This window comes from SAR202 cluster bacterium (genome assembly GCA_016872285.1).
Taxonomy (GTDB): domain Bacteria; phylum Chloroflexota; class Dehalococcoidia; order Lucifugimonadales.
Genome location: VGZZ01000008.1, coordinates 1 through 23,072, shown reverse-complemented (window position 1 = coordinate 23,072; position 23,072 = coordinate 1). Strand labels below are relative to the sequence as shown.

Annotated in this window: 18 protein-coding genes; 8 read left to right on the top strand and 10 right to left on the bottom strand. The window is 58.8% G+C overall.

Going from position 1 to position 23,072, the window contains the following annotated elements; all coding sequences use genetic code 11:
- Nucleotides 1-197 precede the first annotated feature (197 nt).
- Entirely contained in the window at nt 198-1,715 is a 1,518-nt protein-coding gene (gene mftG, locus FJ320_03900; protein MBM3925117.1) for a mycofactocin system GMC family oxidoreductase MftG, read from the top strand.
- 229 nt (nt 1,716-1,944) lie between these two features.
- Entirely contained in the window at nt 1,945-3,468 is a 1,524-nt protein-coding gene (locus tag FJ320_03895) for a mycofactocin system GMC family oxidoreductase MftG (protein ID MBM3925116.1), read from the top strand.
- A 104-nt stretch (nt 3,469-3,572) separates the two neighbouring features.
- Here FJ320_03895 and FJ320_03890 read toward each other — a convergent pair whose 3' ends face one another.
- The 4 genes from FJ320_03890 to FJ320_03875 all read right to left on the bottom strand — a co-directional run bounded on the left by FJ320_03890 (nt 3,573) and on the right by FJ320_03875 (nt 8,309).
- Nucleotides 3,573-4,340: a response regulator transcription factor gene (locus tag FJ320_03890; GenBank protein ID MBM3925115.1), complete on the bottom strand. Its 768-nt coding sequence runs from the start codon at nt 4,338-4,340 to the stop codon at nt 3,573-3,575.
- Between the two features lie 644 nt (nt 4,341-4,984).
- Nucleotides 4,985-6,157: an LLM class flavin-dependent oxidoreductase gene (locus FJ320_03885; GenBank protein ID MBM3925114.1), complete on the bottom strand. Its 1,173-nt coding sequence runs from the start codon at nt 6,155-6,157 to the stop codon at nt 4,985-4,987.
- A gap of 333 nt (nt 6,158-6,490) precedes the next feature.
- Nucleotides 6,491-7,273 (bottom strand): SDR family oxidoreductase, encoded by a 783-nt coding sequence (locus tag FJ320_03880; GenBank protein ID MBM3925113.1) that lies wholly within the window; start codon nt 7,271-7,273, stop codon nt 6,491-6,493.
- Between the two features lie 265 nt (nt 7,274-7,538).
- Nucleotides 7,539-8,309, bottom strand: coding sequence for an SDR family oxidoreductase (locus tag FJ320_03875; protein MBM3925112.1), 771 nt, complete (start codon nt 8,307-8,309; stop codon nt 7,539-7,541).
- 446 nt (nt 8,310-8,755) lie between these two features.
- Here FJ320_03875 and FJ320_03870 point away from each other — a divergent pair, with 446 nt between their 5' ends.
- The 5 genes from FJ320_03870 to FJ320_03850 all read left to right on the top strand — a co-directional run bounded on the left by FJ320_03870 (nt 8,756) and on the right by FJ320_03850 (nt 13,883).
- Nucleotides 8,756-9,505, top strand: a complete 750-nt coding sequence (locus tag FJ320_03870; GenBank protein MBM3925111.1) for a glucose 1-dehydrogenase — start codon at nt 8,756-8,758, stop codon at nt 9,503-9,505.
- Between the two features lie 278 nt (nt 9,506-9,783).
- On the top strand, nt 9,784-11,589 hold the full coding sequence (locus tag FJ320_03865; protein ID MBM3925110.1) for a hypothetical protein: 1,806 nt from the start codon (nt 9,784-9,786) through the stop codon (nt 11,587-11,589).
- 240 nt (nt 11,590-11,829) lie between these two features.
- Entirely contained in the window at nt 11,830-12,303 is a 474-nt protein-coding gene (locus FJ320_03860) for an emp24/gp25L/p24 family protein (protein MBM3925109.1), read from the top strand.
- A 404-nt stretch (nt 12,304-12,707) separates the two neighbouring features.
- Nucleotides 12,708-13,202 carry an emp24/gp25L/p24 family protein gene (locus tag FJ320_03855; GenBank protein MBM3925108.1) on the top strand — a complete coding sequence of 165 codons (495 nt, stop codon included), beginning with the start codon at nt 12,708-12,710 and terminating at the stop codon, nt 13,200-13,202.
- A gap of 171 nt (nt 13,203-13,373) precedes the next feature.
- Nucleotides 13,374-13,883 carry a hypothetical protein gene (locus FJ320_03850; protein ID MBM3925107.1) on the top strand — a complete coding sequence of 170 codons (510 nt, stop codon included), beginning with the start codon at nt 13,374-13,376 and terminating at the stop codon, nt 13,881-13,883.
- A gap of 90 nt (nt 13,884-13,973) precedes the next feature.
- Here FJ320_03850 and FJ320_03845 read toward each other — a convergent pair whose 3' ends face one another.
- The 3 genes from FJ320_03845 to FJ320_03835 all read right to left on the bottom strand — a co-directional run bounded on the left by FJ320_03845 (nt 13,974) and on the right by FJ320_03835 (nt 18,632).
- The gene (locus FJ320_03845) at nt 13,974-15,197 is read right to left on the bottom strand and encodes a Glu/Leu/Phe/Val dehydrogenase (GenBank protein MBM3925106.1); all 1,224 of its coding nucleotides are present in this window, start codon (nt 15,195-15,197) and stop codon (nt 13,974-13,976) included.
- A 744-nt stretch (nt 15,198-15,941) separates the two neighbouring features.
- Nucleotides 15,942-17,183, bottom strand: a complete 1,242-nt coding sequence (locus tag FJ320_03840) for an LLM class flavin-dependent oxidoreductase (protein MBM3925105.1) — start codon at nt 17,181-17,183, stop codon at nt 15,942-15,944.
- Between the two features lie 339 nt (nt 17,184-17,522).
- Complete coding sequence (locus FJ320_03835) at nt 17,523-18,632, bottom strand: zinc-binding dehydrogenase (protein ID MBM3925104.1); 1,110 nt, start codon at nt 18,630-18,632, stop codon at nt 17,523-17,525.
- 312 nt (nt 18,633-18,944) lie between these two features.
- On the opposite strand from FJ320_03835, the gene FJ320_03830 reads away from it, so the two are divergent.
- The gene (locus tag FJ320_03830) at nt 18,945-19,832 is read left to right on the top strand and encodes an MBL fold metallo-hydrolase (protein MBM3925103.1); all 888 of its coding nucleotides are present in this window, start codon (nt 18,945-18,947) and stop codon (nt 19,830-19,832) included.
- Between the two features lie 437 nt (nt 19,833-20,269).
- On the opposite strand, the gene FJ320_03825 is transcribed toward FJ320_03830, so the two are convergent.
- The 3 genes from FJ320_03825 to rpsU form a co-directional block, all read right to left on the bottom strand.
- Nucleotides 20,270-21,565 carry a hypothetical protein gene (locus FJ320_03825; protein MBM3925102.1) on the bottom strand — a complete coding sequence of 432 codons (1,296 nt, stop codon included), beginning with the start codon at nt 21,563-21,565 and terminating at the stop codon, nt 20,270-20,272.
- Between the two features lie 214 nt (nt 21,566-21,779).
- Nucleotides 21,780-22,475, bottom strand: a complete 696-nt coding sequence (locus tag FJ320_03820; protein ID MBM3925101.1) for a haloacid dehalogenase type II — start codon at nt 22,473-22,475, stop codon at nt 21,780-21,782.
- A 268-nt stretch (nt 22,476-22,743) separates the two neighbouring features.
- Nucleotides 22,744-22,935, bottom strand: a complete 192-nt coding sequence (gene rpsU / locus FJ320_03815) for a 30S ribosomal protein S21 (GenBank protein MBM3925100.1) — start codon at nt 22,933-22,935, stop codon at nt 22,744-22,746.
- Nucleotides 22,936-23,072 lie beyond the last annotated feature (137 nt).

Below are 23,072 nucleotides of genomic sequence, written 5' to 3'. Positions count from 1 at the left end.
AATCCTCTCCCATCAAGGGGGAGAAGGTGAAAAAAGCGGACTAACCATGGTCGTTTTCGGTGGAAGCGAGGCTGCCGTGATAACAGATTCTTCGACTACGTCGGAGTACCGACTTCGCTCAGAATGACAATACGGTTTCTTTGTTGTTAGACTCAGTGCCTTTAACTGAGTAATCGGAAGGGCGTTAATAAAAGAGCATGAAATACGATGTGATTGTTGTGGGTTCCGGGGCGGCGGGGGGGATTGTGGCGTCGAGGGTGGCCGAGGACCCGAACATATCGGTGCTGCTGCTGGAGGAGGGGCCGGATTTCGGGGGGTTGGAGAGGTACCCGGAGGACGCGACAACATCGTGCCTGAACCTGCGGGGGGTGGTCACGCCTTTTATGGAGGGCTACCCGGCGATTTATACCAAGGAGCAGCGGGGGGAGAGGAGGACGTATAGGGGGAAGATTTTGGGAGGGGGGAGCGCGATTAACGGCGGCGTGTTTATTCGGGGACACCGGGACGATTTCGACAGGTGGGCGGCGGAGGGGAACGACGAGTGGTCGTATGTCAAAGTGCTGCCGTACTGGCGTCGGATGGAAACGGACCTGGAATTCGGCGGGGAGTATCACGGGAAGGAGGGGCCGATATTTATTCGGCGGGCGAAGCTGGGACAGATGCTGCCGATGGAGAAGGCGTTTTACGAGGCGTGCAGGGTCAGGGGGTTCGCGGACTGCCCGGATATGAACGCGCCGGACGCGTCGGGCGTTGGGCCGCATCCGGTGAACAGCAGGGGCGAGATGCGGATAAGCACGGCCATTGGCTATTTGGAGCCGGCGCGGCATCGTGTGAACCTGACGATTCGAGGCGGGACCAGGGTGACGAAGGTAGTGGTGAAGGGAGGGAGGGCGGTGGGAGTGCGGGCGGTGAGCGGGGGGGAGGAGTTTGAGGTGGAGGGACGGCAGGTGGTGCTAAGCGCGGGGGCCATCGAGTCGCCGCGGCTGCTGATGCTGTCGGGGATTGGGCCGTCGGAGGAGCTGCGGAGGCTGGGGGTGAAGGCGGTGGTGGAGTCGCCGGGCGTGGGGCAGAACTTGTACAACCACGCGACGGCGTATCTCAGTTTTCATAACGACGACAGGCTGCCGACGTACAACATTACCAACGAGGTGTTTTTGCGCTACACGGCGTCAGGGTCGGAGGCGCCGAACGATATGGCGATGACGCTGGAGTCCAAGCCGGCGACGATTGATGGGAGGTCGTACTATCGAGTGGCGGTGACGCTGGAGTACCCGCACAGCGTGGGGAGGATGACGTTGACATCGTCGGAGGCAGAGGCGGCGCCGAGGCTGGACTATGGGATGCTGTCGGACAAGAGGGATATGAAGCGGCTGGCAGAGGGGGTGAGGCTGGCGGTGGAGCTGTCGAAGCACAAGGCGTTTAAGGGGATTATGGGGAGCCGGCTGGCGCCGGGGGATGGAGACTTGGCGTCGGAGGCGGCGCTGGAGGGGTGGCTGAGGCGGGAGATTGTGTCGTATTACCACAGCAGCGGGACGTGCAGGATGGGGAGTGATGAGATGTCGGTGGTGGACCAGAGGTGCCGGGTGCGAGGGGTGGAGGGGTTGTGGGTGATTGACTCGTCGGTGATGCCGCATATAGCGCGGGGGAATATTAACGCGACGTGCTGTTTGATTGGGGAGAGGGGGGCTGATTTTGTGCGGGAGGCGCTCAGGTAATCATGAAAGACGGAGCGTCTCTTCAATCGGAGCCACCATCCCCTGACCCCTTCCTTTCAGGAAGGGGAAGAGAAAAATTTCACCAATCCCTCTCTATCTCCCCCTTTCCTCACGAGGAAAGGGGGAGGACCAGATGGAACACCCAAGCCCTATTAGGCAGGTCTAAGTCCGTCGCTCGACCTTGTCCTTGGAAACGCCACTTTAAAGAATTGGGGGGGGTAACAAGAGTATGAAGTACGATGTGATTGTTATAGGGTCCGGGACGGCGGGGGCGGTGGTGGCGTCGAGGGTGTCCGAGGACCCGAACATATCGGTGCTGCTGCTGGAGGAGGGGCAGGACTTTGCCGACGCGTCGGAGATGCCAGCGGATATTTTATCGGGGTATGGGAACAGGGCGGGGCAGGAGAGCCCGCATATTCGGAACTACGCGGCGAAGGCCAACGGGTATAAGAAGGAGCCGATGCTGATGCCGTCGGGGCGGATCATCGGCGGGACGAGCGCGATAAACGGGTCGATATTTTTGAGGGCGCCGCAGGAGGACTTTGACGATTGGGCATCCAGAGGTAATCCGGAGTGGACGTACCAGAAGGCGCTGCCGTATTACCTGAGGGCAGAGCAGGATGTGGACTTTGGCGGGGACTTTCATAACAAGAGCGGGCCGGTGCCGGTGTGCCGTCTGGCCCCGAGCACGTGGCTGCCTAACAACAGGGCGTTTTACAAGGCGTGCCTGTCGGCGGGGTTTCCGGACGGGCGCGATATGAACTTGCCGGGAGCGTGGGGAGTGGGACCGTACCCGCATAACGACTACAAGGGCGTGCGGGTCAACAGCGCCATCGCGTACCTGGCGGCGGCGAGGGAGCGTCTGAACCTGACGATTCGCGGGGGCGCGCTGGCGAGCCGGATACTTTTCAAGGGGAAGCGGGCGGTGGGCGTGGAGGTGAACAGCGGCGGGCAGACTTTCCAGGTAGAGGGACGGCAGATTGTATGCTGCGCCGGGGCTTTTGGGTCGCCGATGCTCTTGATGAGGTCAGGGGTGGGTCCGGAGGAGGAGTTAAAGCGGTTGAAGATAAAGTCGACGCAGATTTTGCCCGGGGTGGGACAGAACCTGCGGAACCATCCGGTGGCGTGGGTGTTGTATTTGGACGCATCGAAGGAGCCGAAGGCGTCAGTAATAACGCAGGCGTTCCTGAGGTTCACAGCCAAGGGGTCCAAGACGCCAGGAGACCTGACGATAAGCCCGGACAATCGATGGGTCATAGATGGCAGGCCGTACACTCGATTCAACGTGACGCTGGAGAAGGCGCGGGGCGCGGGAAGGCTGCGGCTGGCCTCGAAGGAGCTGCCGTCGACGCCGGAACTGGAGTACGAATACCTGGAGGAGCCGTGGGACAGGGAGCGGCTGCGGGAGGGGGTAAGGCTGAGCGTGAAGCTGGCGGAGAGCGGGGCGTTCAAGGGGATTTTTGAGAGGCGAGTGGCGCCGACGGAGGCGGAACTGGCGTCGGACGAGAAGCTGGATGCGTGGATGAGGTCGACGGTGACGACGGGGCATCATTCGGCGGGGACGTGCAAGATGGGGCCTTCGTCGGACGAGATGGCAGTGGTGGACCAGTACGGGAAAGTGCACGGATTGGAGGGGTTAAGGGTGGCGGACGCGTCGATTATGCCGGATGTGGTGAGTGTTAATCCGAACGCGACGTGTTTCATGATTGGGGAGCGGATGGGGGAGTGGGTGAGGGAGGCGGCGATGGGGTAGGGGGAGAGGGAATGAGGCGAGGTTAATTGCTTGGACGGCTAATTGAGGTTGGCAGAGGGCACAGATTCTTCGACTACGTCACGACGAGTACATCGCGACTTCGCTCAGAATGACAATTCTTGTTTAGCACTATGGCTAAGCATCTTTAGGCGACGTTTAGGAAAGCGTCGATAGCAGGAAGGGAGCGGCAGACAGCAAGGGGTTATTCGTGGGGGGCGGTAGCGGTAGCCGAACTCGCGGACGGTTTCGATGAGGTCGCGGCCTTTGACGTCGCTGCCGAGCTTGCGCCGGAGGTAGGAGACATAGACGCGGACGTTGTCGGGGCGGCCGATGCCGTCTTCCCAGCAGGTGTCCAGGAGTCGCTCCACGCTCATTACGGTGCCTTTGTGCTTAACGAGGGTGGTGAGGAGGCGGAACTCGGTGGGGGAGAGGTCGATTTCCTGGCCGCTTTTGAGGACCATGTGGCGCTCGAAGTCGAGATGGAGAAGGGAGTCGCGGTAGCTTTCGACGAAGGAGGCCTTTTTGTTGCGGCGGAGGACGGCTTCGACGCGGGCTAGGAGCTCGCCCTGGGAGACGGGCTTGGTGAGATAGTCGTCGGCGCCGCCTTTGAGGCCGCGAACTTTTTCGTGCTCCATGCCGAGGGCGGTGAGCATGATAACGGGTACGTCGGAGACCTCGCGGATACGCTCCAGGAGCTTCCAGCCGTCCATTTTGGGCATCATGACGTCCAGAAATACGAGGTCCGGCTTCCATGAGAAGAAGGCGCGGAGGCCTTCCTGGCCGTCGCCAGCGGTGCGGACGGCGTAGTTCTGAGGCTCCAGCATAGCTTCCAGAAGCTCGCGAATGGTGGCCTCGTCTTCGACGACGAGGATGTTACCTTTTGAGGTTTTGGATTCCACGCAAAGGCACTCCCGCGCGCTGGGGTAAAGGATACAAGGGATTCTAGCAAAGTAGAGGTTACTTTCCTACAAAAAATTATTAACAATTAAGCAAATCTGAGGGCATGAAGGCAAAATGTTGTGTGTTGTGGTGGTTGAGGATGGGCATGCCGCCAGTGATGCGCAATTCATTCCTGGTCATTATTGGGATACCATCCCCTGATTGATAACACAATTCTGATTATAAGCGCGACGACCTCATCACCCTTAATCCCTCTTCTCCTTTCTGAGAAGAGGGAAAGAAAAATGGGAACCACAACCCCCTCTAGCTCCCCCTTCGCCTTTCAGGCCGAAGGGGGAGAACCTGAGGAGACACCCGACCTCCCCCTCCAGCTCTCCCTCCCGATGCTATTGGGGCCGATGAATTGAGCCTCCCAGATTGGATAGGAATTAAAGATGGGGAGATTTCGCGATTTAGATAGCATCAAGGCGCTCACCTCAAGGGGAGAGGATAAGACGGGAAGGGGCCATGCAAGGCTGGGTTATCTTCCTCAACATCCCGCAGCTTTATTCCCGCCTCTATTCTACCGATTTGGTATTACGCCGGAGTGAAGGAGAGGGGAGGATGCGGTGAGGGGCTAGCGCCTGTGGGAGGGGGTCTTGATGAAGGCGGGCATGACTTCGGCGGCGAAGTGCTCCAGCTGCTCCATGTAGACTTTTTTATGGGTGGAGACGCCGATGTTGATGAGGACGTGCTCAAGGCCGGGGTACTTGCTTTCGATGTCTTTGAGCTTGGCGATGGCGTCTTTGGCTGGGCCGCAGGTCCAAACGCCTTCAGCCACTTCTTCTTCCAGGGAGGGGAAGAAGTCGGAGCCGTAGAGCTTTGGGTTGATGATGGCCTTACGCTGGTCTTCGGTCAGGTTGGGGCTGAAGCCCAGGGGGCCGCTGAACTTCATGCCTTCTTCGTGGAAGATGCGGGCTTTTTGAATGCCTTCCTCCTGGGATTCGGCCAGGTAGAAGCGGAGCCCCAGGCAGAGGTCTTGTCCAAGCTCCAAGTCTTTGCCCATCTGGGCGCCGACATCTCGGAAGGAACGGAAGGTCTTGTCGATGGTGTCGTCATCGACGCCGCTGACCATGCCTTTGATGCCGTGCTGGTGCATGAACTGGATGCCTCTGGCGCTGCCGCTGACGATGGGCTGCCACACCTGAATGGGGTGGTGGACGGGACGCGGCACCAGGGTAAGGTCCTGGAGGGTATAGCCCCGGTAGGGGACCTGGGGAGGGAGCTGGTAGTGGCGGCCCTGGTGGGTGAAGGAGTCGTTGTTCCAGGCCTTGAGGATAAGCTCAATGGACTCTTCGAATATGGAGCGGTTGGCTTCCTGATCCAGGAGGGGTCCGCCGAGGGTTTCGACCTCACGGGTGTGGTAGCCTCGACCGACGCCGAAGATGACGCGGCCGCCGGTGAGGATATCGGCGACGGCGTAGTCCTCGGCGAGACGGAGGGGGTGCCAGATGGGGATGATGTTGAAGGCGCAGCCGAACTTAACGCGTTTGGTGAGGCTGGCGAGGTGGACGCTGAGCATGAGGATGTTGGGGATGCATTCAAAGCCTTCGCGCTGGAAGTGGTGCTCGGCCATCCATAGGATGTCGTAGCCGAGGCGGTCGGCGAGCTTGGCGATGTCAGCGGCGTCGGTGAGGGCGCGGGCGACGGCGGCGTTGTCGAAGCGCCGCTCGTTGGCGGGGGTGGCCTGGAAGCCGATGTGTTGGGAGTCTATGTGGCCGGCGTAGAGGATGCCGAAGCTTTTTATCATGGGCGGGGTGTTGTCTCCAAAGTCTTTATTCGTTTGCCTCGAGAAGAGGTGCAAGCCTCGTTCTCATTCGGGATACCATCCCCTTTATCCCCTTCCTGCTGGAAGGGGAAGAGAATATAAGGGACCACAACCCCCTCTAACTCCCCCTTCGTCCCTCGGGGGGTACTCGGGACAGGCTCTTCCAGGCCGAAGGGGGAGAACCTGATGGGATGCAGAAAAATCCCAGGCTGGCTTGCAGCCGATGAATGGTAGATAAAGCCACGTAATGTGAAAGAGCAAATCGGAAGATTATGGGAAGGTGCTTAATCTAGAGTATTTTAGCTTTATGGCGGGTTACATGCCACCCGCGACTTCCAGGATGACGCCGGTGATGTAGGAGGCGTCGTCAGAGGCGAGGAAGGCGACGGCTTTGGCGACTTCTTCGGGCGTACCGCGGCGTCCCAGGGGGACGCGTTCGAGGGACTTCTGTTTGGCTTCTTCGGACAGGGTGGCATATCGCTGGGCGATGCGGGTGCCGGGTTCGGTGAGGATGAGGCCGGGCATGACGGCGTTGACGTTGATGCCGAAGGGGCCGAGGTCTTTGGCGAGCTGGAGGGTGAAGCCGACGACGCCAGCCTTGGCGCCGGCGTAGGGGAGCCGGGCGGCGGCGGCGCCTCGACCGCCGAAGCTGCCGTGGGCGGCCATGGAGGAAAGGTTGACGATTTTGCCGCAGCCTTTGGCCTTCATGGAGGGCGCTACGGCGCGGCTGCAGAGGAACATGCTTTTCATGTTGAGGTCCATGATGAAGGACCAGAGATCGTTAGTGACCTCTTCGATCTGGTCGACGCCCTGGGTGCCGCTGCCTCCCACGTTGTTTACCAGGATATCGATTTTGCCGAAGGAGCCGAGGGCGACGTTTACGAGGGAGTCCACTTGCTGGGGGTTGGTGGCGTCGCAGAGGAAGGAGGCGGCGGTGCCGCCGGCCTTTCGGATTTCAGAGACGACGGCGTCGACGCCCTGGGGCCGGAGGTCGGAGACGAGGACGTGGGCGCCTCGGGCGGCGAGGTCTTTGGCGATGGAGCGGCCGATGCCCTGGCCGGAGCCGGTGACGATGGCGGACTTGCCGCGGAAGTCCATGGGGAGCCTCCTGGGGGTTAGTTAAGTAAGAGTCCTGCTAAGATCTGAAATTCTCTTATCCAATTCCCGCAGACACGAGACGGGAGGGAAGAGAGTGCGATGGAAGGTGTGGTTATGCCTGTCGGACGTATCGTAGCGCCAGTGTTTCACCCTCACCTTAATCCTCTCCCATCAAGGGAGAGGAAAGAAGAACAGATGCATATGGCAAGGCGTTCGTCTACTAAAGCAACGTTGAACTGCTCGAATTGCATGGGACTTGCCTAATTTAGCCGCGGACCTGGGTTTTGCCGGCGGAGTAGCCGCCGTCTACGTGGATGACTTCGCCGGTGATGAAGGCGGCTTTGTCGGAGGCGAGGAAGAGGACGGCCTGGGCGACTTCCGAGGCCTGGGCGGCGCGGCCCAGGGGGACTTGCTTGATGAAGGCTTCTCGATAGGCGGGGGTGGACTTGGGGTTGGGGCCGGTGGAGAAGTCGGTCATGGCCGGGGAGACGGCGTTGACGGTGATGTTGTGGGGGCCCAGCTCCAGGGCAAGGACTTTGGTGAACTGGACCATGCCGGCCTTGGAGGCGCTGTATGCGGAGGCGCCGGGGCGGGCGTTGTCGGCGGCGGTGGAAGCGATGTTGACGATTCGTCCGCCGCGGCCCTGTTTGATAAAGGCGCGGGCGGCCTGCTGGGAGCATAGGAAGGCGCCTTTGAGGTTGGTGTCCATGACCTTGTCCCACTGCTCCTCGGTCTCGTCGATGAGGGGTTTGCCGCCGCCGATGCCGGCGCAGTTGACGAGGATGTCCAGTCCGCCGAAGGTGGCGGTGACGGTGGAGAAGGTGAAGTCGACGCTGGCGGGGGAGGAGACGTCGCATCGGAGGGGGAGGCCTTCGGCGTGGAGGGCGGCGACCTCGCGGAGGACGCCTTCGCCGGGGAGCATGGCGATGTCGGTGACGGCGACTTTAGCGCCTTCCTTGGCCAGGAGGAGGGTGATCTCTCGGCCGATGCCGCTGGCGGCGCCGGTGACCAGGGCTTTTTTACCTTTGAGTTCCATAGTTACCCCACGGTTTGCGTAAATTGAGCGTGGCTTATAGTATCAGAGAACTTCAGAGGGGGGAAATGAGGGAGAGGATTTTGCTTGACTGGAGTGCTCATAATCCTCCCTATCTTAATTCATGACGCTCATGTCTAAGTCTTCCCATCAAACGTGTGATCCACAATACACAAGTTGTTCGTAGTCGGGATACCATCCCCTGGCCCATTCCTGCTGGAAGGGGAAGATAAAATAGGAACCACAACCCCCTCTAACTCCCCCTTCGCCTTTCAGGCCGAAGGGGGAGAACCTGACGGGACATTGGCCCAGTCTGTGCAAATGGCAGGCGGGTAGTTTAATTTGCATCAAGCGTTCAATGGGAGAGGATAAGATAAGCTGACGCTGAGGGAACATTACTCGGAAGCATTCTGTAGAATATTGCCTAGCGTATGAAAGTGGAGCGAGATATGAGGCTGGCCGGCAAGGTGGCGTTGATTAGCGGTGGGGCTAAGGGGATGGGGGCGGCGGAGGCTGGGCTGTTTGCCAGGGAGGGGGCGTGTGTGGTGATTGGGGATGTGCTGGAGGAGGAGGGGAAGTCGGTGGCGGAGGGGATACGTCGGGAGGGAGGGAAGGCGAGTTTTGTGAGGCTGGACGTGACGGTGGAGGAGGAATGGCGGGCGGCGGTGTCGAAAGCGGAGAGGGAGTACGGGAAGCTGAACGTGCTGGTGAACAACGCGGGGGTGTTCTGGAAGGAATCGCTGGAAAAAATCAGCGTGGAGAGGTGGGAGAGGCTGATGTCGGTGAACGTGACGGGGGTGTTTTTGGGGACGAAGGCGTGTATACCGGCGATGCGCCGAGCGGGAGGAGGGTCGATTATCAACATATCGTCGACGTCAGGGCTGGTGGGGAGCGCGGAGACGTCGGCGTACCACGCATCGAAGGGAGCGGTGCGGATATTCACCAAAGCGACGGCAGTGGAGTACGCGCGGGAGGGGATCAGGGCGAATTCGGTGCATCCGGGGCCGATTGAGACGGATATGATCGCGGAATTGATGGGAGACGCGGGGTACAGGAAATCGCAGATGGAGGCGGTGCCGCTGAAGCGATTCGGGAGGGTGGAGGACGTGGCATACGGGGTGCTGTACCTGGCGTCGGACGAGTCCTCGTACATGACGGGGGCGGAGCTGGTCATCGACGGGGGGAAGACGGGGCAGTAGGCGGGGTCTCGCGGCGGCGGCAGGGAGGGGCCAGCGGTCCGTTGGGACTATTACGATGGGCGAATTATCCGCGAGGACACATCTGTGATAGTTCGTAAGTCGTACTAATAAATACAGCTATCTACGAAATAAATAGATTACTAATGACAACTATTTAGTGTCGTGTTGACAAAAATATATTTATAGCTTACAAGAGAGTCAAATATTGGAGGAAGGAGGGAAAGCAGAAATATTGGTCTAGAAATAATGGTTAACGTCTAATTTAGAAATAGAGGTTGATGAATATGGAACCAGGAAACAGGCGCACGTATTCAAGGCTGCTTCTAATAGTATCTGGACTCGCGATTCTAACCCTATTCATCCTGGCCTGCGGCGAAGACGAGACGCCGGGCGCAACTTCCACAGCGACATCGCGTCCGGGCACCACTGCTACCGCCACTTCCGCACCTTCGCCCACGCGCACGACGACGGCCGGCAGGGTGCCAGTATCACCTCGATTGAAGGTATCAATGGTGGCCCCGGCGGGGCAGGTAACGGGGCACTTTCAGACCTTCCAGAGCGCCGGCGGACACCTGCATAACGTCCATGAGTACCTGGTGGGCATGGACATAATCACCGACGAAGAGAAGCCTATCCAGCTCGCCACTTCCTGGAACGTGGACAACACAGGCAGGAACTGGACTTTCAAGCTCCGCCAAGGGATCCCGTTCTGGCTGGACGGCAAGGCCTCCGACAAATACAAGCAGTTCACCTCCAAGGACGTGCGGCACACCTGGGAGATTATGGCAGGAAAGAAGAATAAGGCCGAATCTCCCGCCGACTGGGTGAGAATTGCCGACGACGCCAGCGCCATTGAACTGAGAGGCGACCATGAGGTGTATATCCGCCATAAGCTAATAGACCTGGAGATGCCTTTCGTTCTGTCGGAGGAATGGACCTTTGGCATCACCAGCCTGGACTACTGGAACGACGTGGGCGGCCAGGACGGCTATCTGGCTAAGCCTATGGGCACCGGGGCCTTCAGCTTTGTGGAGAAGGTCGTCAACCAGCACATGCTTTTCAAGGCCAACAAGCCCCACTGGCGCAAGTCGTCGGACTTTGACGAGCTGCAGTTCCTGTGGGTCCCTGAGGCGGCAACCCGCGTGGCCCAGATGATCGCGGGGGAAGCGCATATAGTGGACGTCCCGAGAACAGCCCACGAAGAACTGATTGGCCGCGGAATAAAGATTTACAAATCTACGCTGCCGGGCTTTCACGTTTGGATCCGCGTTCCTTACTACCAGAACCCAACCTTTGACGGACGGCAGGTGCCTAATCACAACCCCAACGATCCTGTGCGAAACGTTAAGGTGCGGGAGGCGATGAACCTAGCCATCAACCGAAACGCCATCAACGACAGGTTCCTAAAGGGTAAAGGTATGCCAGACCCGGTGGAGTATTTCCCGCCCTGGCGCGAAGACTGCAAAGATGCCTGGGCGCCGCATCCGGGTCCACAAGGTAAGACAGGCTGCGCGGGAGGCTGGCCATATCCGGGGAACGGTGATCCCGTAAAAGCCAAACAATTGTTGGCGGAGGCCGGGTATCCCAACGGGTTCAAGCTGAAATTTGAGACTACATTGGACACCGGCGGTCTGCCTGAGATGCCTGACATAGCGGAGGCTATGGCAGCCATGTGGAAGGAGATTGGGATTGACATAGAGTTCAAGATTATCGAAGCCGGACTTTCACGGCAGGAGCAACAGGAAAAGAAGTGGACGGGAAGCGTGAACCTGACGCGCTACTCGTTAGACCCCATTTCCCTGTCTCTGAGCTTCTCCTGGTTTGAGAACCCCAGAGGGTTTATTGAGCACCAGTTTGTCACAGACTGGAAGCGCAAGTACGATAACACGATAGACCTGAAGGAAAGGCTCAAGATGTCCAAGGAGCTGGGGGACTGGTGGAAAGCCAATCACGTCACCGTGCCGCTGTTCTGGGTGATTCCCGAAGTGGGGGTGGACCCGAAGGTGGTGGAAGATTACACCGTGAACCAGCTTCACTTTGGCCCTGTTCGCTACCACGAGTACACCAAGGCCGTTTTTAAGTAGATGGGATGGTGTAGTCGAGGAGAAAACTGCCACGGCCGGCCTCTCAGGCGGGCCGTGGCAGCAGGAGTTACGACGCTCCCTTATTCGCAACGGAGAGTGAAGAGGGTGTATGAGGCGGAAAGACTGGTTCTTTATGAACTCTCCTGTTGAGGTGTACTTATGAGATCCTTTGATGAAACGCGCCATTTGCTGCGTGGAAGCAGGGGTTTAAATGGCAGGGCCAGGCTGGGGATAGCTCTGATGATATGGACGGTTTTTACAGCGTCGATGGCTGCGTGCGGCGGCGCCAGCCAACCTTTGAATGTTGATGGGACGGGAACAGACGGAACAAGCACACCCGCAGCGACCACGGCGTCGCAGGGAGACCAGGCGGCAACAGGCAGCCAGGAGATTTACGTGCCGCCGTCTCAGTTCAAAGACTTTAACCTTTCGCTTAATGGGGGCGATGCGGTCCGGCTGCATTTTGTAGCCAGGAGCCAGGTTGTGGGAAGGTCAGCACTGGGGACGGGGGGGAGCCAGCAGGGCCAGGTGGAGAGTGAGGTGACGCTGGCGGTGACGGACCCGCTAGGGAACGTGATTTATGAGGGAAAACCAACGAAAGAGGACACGGTAAATTTTACCGCTGAGTCCGCCGGCAAGTATACGTTTACTTTCATAAATTCCTTTCCATTCCAAGGCGAGTCAGTTAAGCTGGACTACGTGATAAATCCCTGACGCCACGGCTGGCGTTGGGAATGGCGCCAGGGTCCGATAGCGATGGCGGGGTGGCTACTGCTGTATCAAATGTATGATGCGCGATACATACCTGGTCATAAATTAGGGGACCCTCATCACCCCCTTCGACAAGCTCAGGGCAGGCTCTATCCCCCTTCTTCTTCCCTCGGGGGATACTCGAAACAGGTCCGATTGCATCGGACGCCGCGATATATGCTTTAAGGCAGCGGAGCTCTTTGCGATAGGAGAAGAGGGGGCGCCAGAGAGGGAGACCAGATGGGCGGGTTTGCGGCCAGGCTTGACAATGTTTACGCGCAGGGCTGACACTTAGAGTCTGCGTCGCGGGGATTTAGCCGGTACTGCTTGCGGAATGCTTAGCAGGAATGGAGGCTGAGGGCGCTCATATGAACATTGGATACGTTCATGGCAGGGGCTGGATGCTAAGGATGATGGGCGCGCTGCTCATGGCAGCCATGTCTGTGGGGCTGGCGGCGGGGTGCGGAGGCGGAAGCGAGAATGGAAATGGCGGGCCAACGCGGGCGCCGACGCAGCAGGCGGAGTCCACGCCCCAGCCGTCTTCAGGAAGCGCGACGCTTTTCTTGACGGCAAACAATTTCGACACGATAAAGGTGTCCCTGAAGGCGGGCGATAAGCTGAAGGTCAAGTATGTGGCGCAGTCGGTGATTGTGGGGGCCGGCGACGTGAGCAACCTGGCGCAGGCCGGGGCGATTATGGCTATCAACGATCCGTCGGAGAATTCGGTATATCGTGGGGAGCAGGAAAAAACGGACGAGATTGAATTGACGGCAGACGCAAATGGCGAGCACGAGATAATCTTTCAAAATCCCTTCCCGCTGCAAGCCCAGAGCGTGACGGTAACGTATTCTATAAATCAGTAGAACGGGCACCAACTCCGCGACCGGAAGTGAATTAGTTGATGGCAGGCTTGCTAATTTGGGCGTTTTCGTCCATGATATTCATACTCGCACTGTATCAAGAATGGGCCTGTGTTGTTTCCCTGACGGAGTTCTCTCACGAAAGTTATCCAAATGTTTAGCGGAGGCTCAAGTATGTTGAAGAGCAGAAATATCCTGGGGGCGCTGGCGGCGGCGCTTCTGGCGCTTTTGCTGGTGGCGGCTTGCGGCGGCGACGGCGGCTCCGTGGCGACCAACACGCCCACCAGGTCCGCGAGCGGCACTGTAAACCCCGGCACTACGCCAGCCTCAGGCGGCGGGGGCAAAACGGAGGCTTACACTAAAGAGGAAGTTACGTTTATCCCGCCCTCTCAATTTGGCCAGCTATTAGTGCCGCTAAAGATTGGAGACACGCTGAAGGTTAGCGTAAAGGTACGCTCTTCCGTGGTGGGCGCGGGGGACACGCAGGGGCAGAACAGGGGCGACGCCGGGATAATTATGGCCATAAACGACCCGCTGGGCTCCCAGCTTTTGCTGACGGGCCAGGATATAGAGCATACGCAGGAGATCACGGCGGACGTAGAAGGCGAGCATGTTATGGCCTTCCAGAACTCGTTCCCACTGGCAGCTATGATTGTGACGACCAAGTATAGCGTGAATCAGTAAACTGACAGTAGTTCCTAAGATCGCGTTAAAAGGTACGGCCCCCGATTCATCGGGGGCCGTACCTTTTAACGGTTGGGTTAAAGGGGCGTTTTAGGGGTAGATGCCGCGGATGGTGGTGGCCTCAGCGACGCGCTGGACGGCGAGGACGAGGGCGGCGGTGCGCATGTTGGTCTTGTGCTTGGCGGAGAGGGCCATGACCTGGTCAAAGCTCTTGGTCAGAACGGCTTCCAGCTTCTTGTCTACATCATCCTTGTCCCAGAAAAAGCGCTGGAGGTCCTGGACCCATTCGAAGTAGGAGACGACGACGCCGCCGGCGTTGGCGAGGATGTCAGGGACGACGACGACGCCTTTGCTGTCCAGGATGGCGTCGGCCTCGGGCGTGGTGGGGCCGTTGGCGCCTTCAACGATGACCTTGGCCTTGACCTTGGAGGCGTTTTTCCCGGTTATCTGGCGCTCCAGTGCGGCGGGGACCAGGATGTCGCAGGGTAGCTCCAGGAGCTCGGCGTTGGTGATGCTGTCGCCGCCTTTGTAGCCAGAGACGGAGCCGGTCTTGACCTTGTGGGCCTGGAGGGCTTCGGCGTCCATACCTTTGTCGTTATGAACGCCGCCGCCACTGTCGCTGGCTGCGATGATCTTGGAGCCTTGGCGCTGCAGCAGGGTGGCGCCGTAATATCCAACGTTGCCATAGCCCTGGACGGCCACTTTGGCGCCCTGAAGGCTGAGGCGCTGCTTCTTGGCGGCCTCTCGCGCCGTGATCATGACGCCGCGACCGGTAGCCTCAGTGCGGCCCAAGGTGCCGCCGATGCTAATGGGCTTGCCGGTGACGATGCCGGGCTGGGTGTAGCCGCTGTGCATGCTGATGGTGTCCATGATCCAGGCCATGATCTGGCCGTCGGTGTTAACGTCGGGGGCGGGGATGTCGGAGTCGATGCCGATGAGGGGGGAGATTTCGGTGGCGAAGCGGCGGGTGAGGCGTTCGAGCTCAGATTTGGATAGGTCTTTGGGGTTGACGGTGATGCCGCCCTTGCCGCCGCCGTAGGGGATGTTGGTGACGGCGCATTTCCAGGTCATCCAGCTGGCGAGGGCTTTGACCTCGTCAAGGGAGACGTCTTGGTGGTATCGAATGCCGCCTTTGGCGGGGCCGCGGGTGACGTTGTGCTGGACGCGATGGCCGGTGAAGACTTTGACGCTGCCGTTGTCCATTTTGACGGGGAAGTTGACGGTGAACTCGCGTTTACATGAACTGAGGACGGCGCGCATGCCTTTGTCTAAGCCGAGCTTGTCGGCGGCGGCGTTGAACTGCTGGACAGCCATGGCAAATACGGAGTCGTTCTGGGCCGGGGCCTTCGTTTTTAGAGTTGCCACTATAAGTTCTCCTTCAAGATTTTCCGTTTTATAGACTGAGTGTGATTGTTTTTGGTTTTCCAGGGCGCGGCTATCCGCAAGGCGGCAGGGAGGTGTTGAAGGGGATCCCTTGGATATAGTAGCCCTTACAAGGAGGTTTTGGAAGGGCGCCAGGAATGAGTTGGAGGTAAAAGCGAAGTATGAGAGGAAGCGTTTTTTGGAGGTTGTGAGAGACGCGGGACAAAGACTTTTACCTTGATGTTATCCTTATGGGCAGTCCACAGAGTAGAATCTATTCCTGACGATAAGGGGTGTCAACTAAGACGGATAGCCGCTGACGGTTAAATGTTAATGGAAGGTTAACGCTTTCGCCATTTCAGAAGGGACAAATGGATTGATACCTTTAAGGATACTACGAAATCTTGACGACTAAGGAGAAGTGGTTCCTTTTGGGGAGTCCGATTAGGCGTATTGGATTAGGTGAGTGATTTCGTTCAGTCTAGGGGCGAACCTTGGTTTTAAGCGGGGGACCCTCATCACCCTTTGTCCCTCTTCTCCCGACTACGGGAGAAGAGGGAAAGAAAAATAGGATCACCTCATCATCCCCTAGCCCCTTCTTCTCCTTTGCAATAGGAGAAGAAGGGGTACCAGACGGGGGAAGAGCCATGCGAAGCGTGGCAGCTAGATTAAGATGTAGGTAGAGAACGGCACGCTTCAGCCCTTGAATTCGGGCATGATGTGTTTTTCGAAGAGGGCGAGCTGGTCTTGGGCTTCGGGCCAGGTTAGGAAGCCCTGGCCGAAGCTCCAGCCGAACCATTCCAGGCTGCCGTTGGAGTGGCATTTGGATAAGGATTCGATTTTGCGTTTGACCTGATCGACGGTGCCGCAGATGGCGAAGTCGTGGTCGACCATGCGCTGAAAGGTCTGCCGCTCGGTGGGGAAGGTGAGGGGTCTTGGGGACTCCTCGCCGGGGTTGCGGAAGGGTTCGACGAAGCCGAAGCCGCCGAAGTAGTGGTGAAAGCCGATGCCGTGGGCCTTGAGGCCAAGTTTGAAGGCGTCCTCGTAAGTCTTTCCGAAGTAGACGGCGCGGATGGCCCCGACGTTCTGGCCCAGCCGATGCTCTCGGCCTTCCTTGGCGGCTACTTCCTGGTACACCTGGCACAGTTGGGTGAAGTTGGGCGGCAGAGAGGTCATGATCCAGGGGACGATGTCGCGCTGGGCGCAGCGTCGGATGGTGGTCTCGCTGACGGCGAAGGGCTGCCAGAAGGGAGGGTGGGGGTTCTGGTAGGGCTTGGGGATGACGGAGATTTTGCGGATGACGCCTTCGCTGTCCATCTCGCCGGGGGCGCCGTAGCTGGCGGTCCACTGGGTAGGAGGCCAGCGACGTATGCCTTCTTCGTAGGGGACAGGCACCGAGTAATATTTGCCTTTGTAGGAGAGGGTGTCCTGGGTCCAGGCCAGCTTGATGATCTCGAAGACCTCTTCAAAGACCTCGCGGTTGCGCTCGTCGATGGCGGAGCCGTCCATGGTGGCGGCGGTGACGTGGTACTGCTGGCCGAGGACGTTGGTCCATCGGTCCTGGTAGCCTCGCGCGAAGCCGGCGATGACTCGGCCCTTGGTGAGGTGGTCGAGGATGGCTAGCTCTTCGGCGCATCGGATGGGGTCCCAGGAGGGGAGGACGAGGCCCAAGGGAGCGAACTTGATGTTTTTGGTGCGGGCGGCGAAGTCGGCGTAGAGGAGAAGGGGAGCTACCGAGGCTTCGTAGCCTTCGGAGTGGAAGTGGTGCTCGGTGGTGGAGAAGGCGTGGAAGCCGGCCTTGTCGGCGAAGACGACGATTTTGCGGAGCTCGTCGAGCATTTGCTGGTAGCGGTCGTTGTTGCGGCCGATGGGCCGGAGGCGGGCGCGGTCTTCCAGGGTGCCTGGGATGGTGGGGAGGCAGAAGAGGTCAAATTTCATGGAGTGGCTCCTTCAGTATGCAGTAGGAGGACAACCCCCCCCGCCAAGACCCCGACCCCCCATTCCTTCGGCATACTCAGGACAGGCTCTAACCTTCCCCCTTAAGGGGGGAAGGGACCAGAGGAGGAGGCCATGGAAGGTGTGTTTATGCCTGGCGGACGGTGCGTGTTCATAGGGTTTCACCCTCACCTTAAATCCTCTCCCATCAAGGGAGAGGAAAGAAGAAGGGATCTCCCATGTGAGGCGTGTTTTTGTGATGGCGAAGGAGGCAATTGACACGGCGATAAAGTCCTTTGACTACATACGAGCGTGGACTTCGCTCAGGATGGCAGGCATGGTTTAGGGCACCAGGACGGCGCGGGTGACGGCGGTCTGGCGGGCGTTCCATTCGGCCTGCTCGAAGGCTTTATTGACGTCGGCCAGCTTGAATTTGTGGGATACGATTTTGTGGAAGGGGCGCCGGCTGACGTTGCGCTCCAGGAAGTCGAGGGCGAGGGGAAGGATTTCGGCGGGGTACATGAGGGAGCCGACGATGCGCTTGCCCTTGAGGAGGGTGGAGGGGTCTATGGCGACGGTGCGGCCGGGAACGATGTCGCCGATTTCCAGGAACGTGCCGGTGTTGTCCAGCATCTGAAGACCTTCCGCCATAAGCTCTGCGCGGCCTACCAGCTCCATGACGATGTCGGCGCCGCGGCCATGAGTCAGCTCCTTGACTCGACCGACGCGGGCCTCGGGGGTGTTGAACTCCTCGACGTTAATAGTGTGGTCGGCGCCAAACTCTTCGGCGAGCTGAAGGCGGTTTTCCAGGCGGTCGAGGACGATGACCTGGTGGGCGCCCAGGTCCTTGGCGACGGCGGTGGCGGTGAGGCCGAGGCCGCCCGCGCCCTGGATGACGACGGTATGGCCCTCTCGTGCGCCGGCGGAGCGTAGGCCTTGCATTACAGTGCCGGTGGCGCAATTGACAGGGGCGAGGACCTCGTCGGGGAGGCTGTCGGGGGCTTTGAAGATGGGATGTCGAGGCGGGAGGTACATATAGTCGGCGTAGGTGGCGGTGAAGTAGGGGTAGACGCCGGCGACGGGGACGGGGCGGTCCAGGCAGAAGGCGGTGTTGCCTTTGAGGCAGTGGCGGCAGTGGTAGCAGGGGAAGAGGGCGGAGTAGACGACGCGGTCGCCTTCATGGAGGGGCTGGCCGAGGGAGTCGGTCTTGACGCCTTTGCCGAGGGAGTCGATGGTGGCGAAGCCTTCGTGGCCCATGAGCTTGCCGGCTTTGGGCAGGGGGGCTTTTTCCTGGTCGCCGCGCCAGGTGTGAAGGTCGGAGCCGCAGACGCCGGACTGGGCGGTGCGGAGGAGGATGGCGCCGGGATCCAGGGGCGGGACTTCGTATTCTTCGATGTCGAAGGGCTTGCGGTACTGGCGGCAGACGACGACTCGACCCTTCATGGCGGTCACCCCTGATGGTAGTTGGGATAAAGTTAATGGACGGGGGAGGGTGATGTCAAAGGAAGGGGGGACCAACTGCGTTCGGTGATGCTGAAAAGCCAAGCCTTCTTCTTAAGTGGGATACCATCCCCTTAATCCCCTTCCTGCTGGAAGGGGAAGAGAAAAAGATACACCACAACCCCCTCTGGTTCTCCCCCTTCGCCTTCCAGGCCGAAGGGGGAGAACCAGAGGAGACAAGAACGCTCCATTCCATTGCAAGCGAGTGTTACTTTGTGGAGAATGCTCGGGAGTTAGGAAGATTTTCTGAGAGGGGGGCGTTGAATGGCTATGGATAAGATGACGGTGGGGAAGGTGGAGGTTGTTTCTTTTTCCGATTGTGTGGCGGAGATTGACGCGTGTAATTTTTTTAGCAACAGGTCGGTGAAGGATTTTGGGGCGTATGGGGAGCATATCGATGAAAACTGCAAGGTTAAGGGCGGGATAAACGTGGCGGCGTTCCTGGTGGTGTCGGGGGGACAGAGGATACTGGTGGACGCGGGGGTGGGGCCGGGGCCGGTGGCGGCGATGGGGAACGTGGAGGGGAGGCTGCCGCGGGTGATGAAGGAGCGGGGCGTCGATCCGGAGTCGATAGACGTTGTAGTGGCGACGCATTTGCATTTCGACCACATCGGATGGATGGCGGTGACGTCGGGCGGGAAGGTGAGGCGGACGTTTCCGAAGGCCAGGTATATAGTGCCGAAGGTTGACTGGGAATTGCTTCGGAACCCGTCGAAGAAGCCGGCGGGGGCGAGGCCGTACGCGTTTTCGGAGGAGGCGATAGGGTTGTTTGTGGACAAGTCGAAGGAGTTGGGGGAGGGGCTGGCGAAGGTGGGGGATTTGGAGCTGGTGGAGGGGAAGAAGGCGGTGACGGCGGAGGTGGAGACGGTGCCGACCCCGGGGCATACGCCGGGGCATCAGAGCCTGATGATAACCTCAGCGGGGGAGCGGGCGTTTATTTTGGGGGACGTGGCGCACTTGCGTGTGCAGTTAGAGATACCGGACTGGGAGGCGCACGCGGACGTTCAGCCGGAGCTAGGAAGGAAGACTCGAAGGGAGACGGTGGAGTGGCTGGAGAGGGAGGGGATTAAGGTGGCGGCGGGGCATTTTCCGGCGCCGGGGTTTGGGAGGGTAGTGAGGGGGAAGGGGAGGCGGTACTGGAGGGCGTTGTAGTTCCATAGTCCATCATCGCCTTTGTCCATGTGTGATGCAAAATTACCAAGTAGTGATTGTAGCAAAGGAGTGGAAGGGGCGTTGGAATTGATGATTGATCCTGATGCCAAAAAGGTAGGCTGATAATTTGGCAGCCACGGGGGTAAGTAAGCCTTCCATACCTTTGGAGCCATGGTCTTCCAGGGCGAACTGCCTTCTGAGCACCCGGTATACCACCTCAACTATCTGTCTAAGGCTGGAGTGTAAGCGCCTTTGGGCCTGGGGCCAGGGACTCTTGCTCTGCCTAAGGGACGGGGCTAGGACCCTTACACCATAGCTCTACTGCCAGTAAGCCTCACCCTCCTTGGAGCTAAAGCCCCTGTCCGCCAGGTATCTAAAGTGGCCGCCCTGGGCAAGGAGAAGACCAGCGGAAGGACGGTCTCCTTAATTAGCAGGGACTAAGGCGGCGCTGGTGTGGCGAGCCCTGTGATGCCCTGCGGGCCGAATACCACAATCATGGAGTTTGAACTGTCCACAACACAGATTGATCCGAAAGCATCCGCAATAATGCCGCGGGGCCCCCTCAGCGGAGAATGGCAGCCGTCGAATCGGTAGCCGTGCGTGATGGCTCGCTCAGGAAAGGTGTCACTGGATGGAGAGCCCTTTACCCAAACGATCCCGAAGTCAGTAGTAATGATCACCCTACCATCAATAGTAACGGCAATGCCATCAATAATCTCTGTGAGGGAAACGCCTGCCACGGGGCTGGTGTATGCTCCCACGCTGCTGGTGAATTCTTGGGCTACCACTCCTCGACTGTCCAACTGGAGCACTCCCTTTTGACCACCCACCCAAATCTCGTTTTCGTTTGCAATGTGGATCGCCCGCGGGTAGAACTCCGGAAACACCCATTCATCCAGAAACCTGCCTCGGTCATTAAACGTTTGGATTCTGTTATTCCCAGTATCCGCCACATAGATAATTCCCTTTGGATCAACTGCTATCGCCAATGGCTGGCTAAGTTGACCATTGCCTGTCCCGTACCCACCCAACGCAAATATTTTGCCACCATCCGGCCCTAATTTTCGGACCCAATCCCCATCGGTCACGTACAGGAAACCCAACATGTCAGTGGCAATTCCTTTTAGGTGGCTCCCTGGCAGGTCGATCTTTGAAAGGAATTTACCATGGGTATCAAATCTTTGAATCCGTTCATTGTCGGAATCTACTACGTTGATGTCACCACTGGCACCCAAAGCGATACCCCAAGGGTTACGGAACTGTCCATCGCCTCGCCCGCGCTCTCCCCACACCAATTTCGTCGGCGTTTCGTACCCGGGGTTTAGATCGAATACCTTTTGGCAGTCCGCAAGAAAGAGTTCATCCCGTCCGAGTTTGCGATAAGCGATAGCCCTAGCGCTGTACACAGCTTGGAGGGAGATGTCGTTTTCGCGACGATGCTTTGCTATCGAGAGCGTGAATTGCAGTTCGGCTTCGGTGTGTCTCCCTTCCTCGGAACATAAGAGACCCCACTGGTAGTGGAGTGCAGAAGGTGTTGGTGTTGACGAAAATCCGGGTAGGGGGAGGAGGCCAGGACACGGCTGTTGGGATTCCGAACGGTCCTGCTTAGTGGCGCACGCAGAGACTAGCAAGAAAAAGGTCAGGATCAGGCTCTGGGTGGTACGGCTGACAATTCCCGTTCGAGTCATCCCTGGCCATGTATCACGCATCGGTCTATTGTCTACCTCCAACATTGGGGATGTTAGTTCAATGGTCTTTCGTTTGCAAGCGAGTTACGTGGTGCCGTTCTGCCTTTATCGTCACCCATTCGGATACCCTCAGGACAGGCTCTTAATCCTCTCCCATCAAGGGCAAAGGGACTAGAAGACAGTTGCGCCTAGCGTGGCCACCTGGATGAAGGTGATGGCAGCAAGCACGGCGTTGCGACTCCAGGATTGTGAATGGACATCACCGGGCTTTGCTCAGTAGGAGGCGGGAGGCCTGGGTGAGGTTGGGGGCTAGCCAGTCGGGTTCCGCGTCCACGTCGGGGGTGAGGGTGGTGTCGCCGCGATTGATCCAGAGGGTGGCGATGCCGAGTTGGCGGGCGGGGGCGATATCGTGGTACATGCTCTGGGCGACGTGAAGGACCTGCGTTTTGGGGAGGCCGATGGTCTTGAGGGCGTAGTGGAAGTTCTCGTGGGAGGGCTTGTAGCGGCCTACGTCCTGGGAGGTGATGAGCCAGTCGAAGTCGATTTCAAGCTTCTGGAGGGTTAGGGCCAGGAGGTCGCGGTCGGTGTTGGAGATGATGGCGAGCTTAAATCGCTGCTTCAGGGCTTTGAGGGCAGGGACGGTATCTGGGAAGGGGGGCCAGCCGCCGAGGGAGTCGGGTAGAGAGGCGGTGTCGTCGGCGGTTGGGTGGAAGTCGAGGGTGTGGCCGAGGCGGAGGACGATGGATTGGAGGATGGAGCGGTAGTCGCGGAAGGGCTGTTCTGATTGAAGTTCTCGCTCGAACTGGCCGTAGAGTTGGAGGAGGCGTTTGAGAGAGATGGCGACGCCGTGGCGCCGGAGGATGGGGATGAGGGCGGAGCGGAGGCCGGACTTCCAGTCGATGAGGGTGCCGTAGCAGTCGAAGGTGAGGACCTGGAATTGGGAGAAGTTGTTCATGGGGGGATGTGGCCTTAGAAAAGGGCACAGAGAAAATCATTGATGCGGAGCCGACTAGCGGAGACGGCAGCTGAGATGCAAGCATGACAGATTCTTCGACTACGTCGGAGTACCGACTTCCCCTTCGGCATACTCAGGGCTAAAGGCTCACCAGAATGACAAGTACGCTCCCTGTTCATTTGAGCCCAAAGCTTATTTCATGGCAAACAATTACGCCAGACCATTATGGCCTGGCGTTTTTATGGAAGTCTATAAAGGAAGGGACGGGCTAGCGCATGACGCGTCGTCGTCGGGCGCGGCGGGCGGCGCGCTGGGCGGCCTCGCGAGCCTTCTGGCTCTTGGTCTTGTGGTAGCGGCGGTTTTTGAGTTCGCGCAGGATGCCGGAGCGCTGGACTGCCGACCGGAACCTGCTTATAAGGCTCTCTGGCGATTCGCCATCGTTCAGGGATACATAGGCCATCTAGTTCACCCCCCTTCCAAGAATATTAGGCTCCAATCCCAAGGGACGATTTGAAGCTGGGCTGGAGCCTGGGTTGGTATAACTATACCAGATGGAGCAATAGGGGGATAGGGAGGGTAATGGGGGGGGGGGGGGGG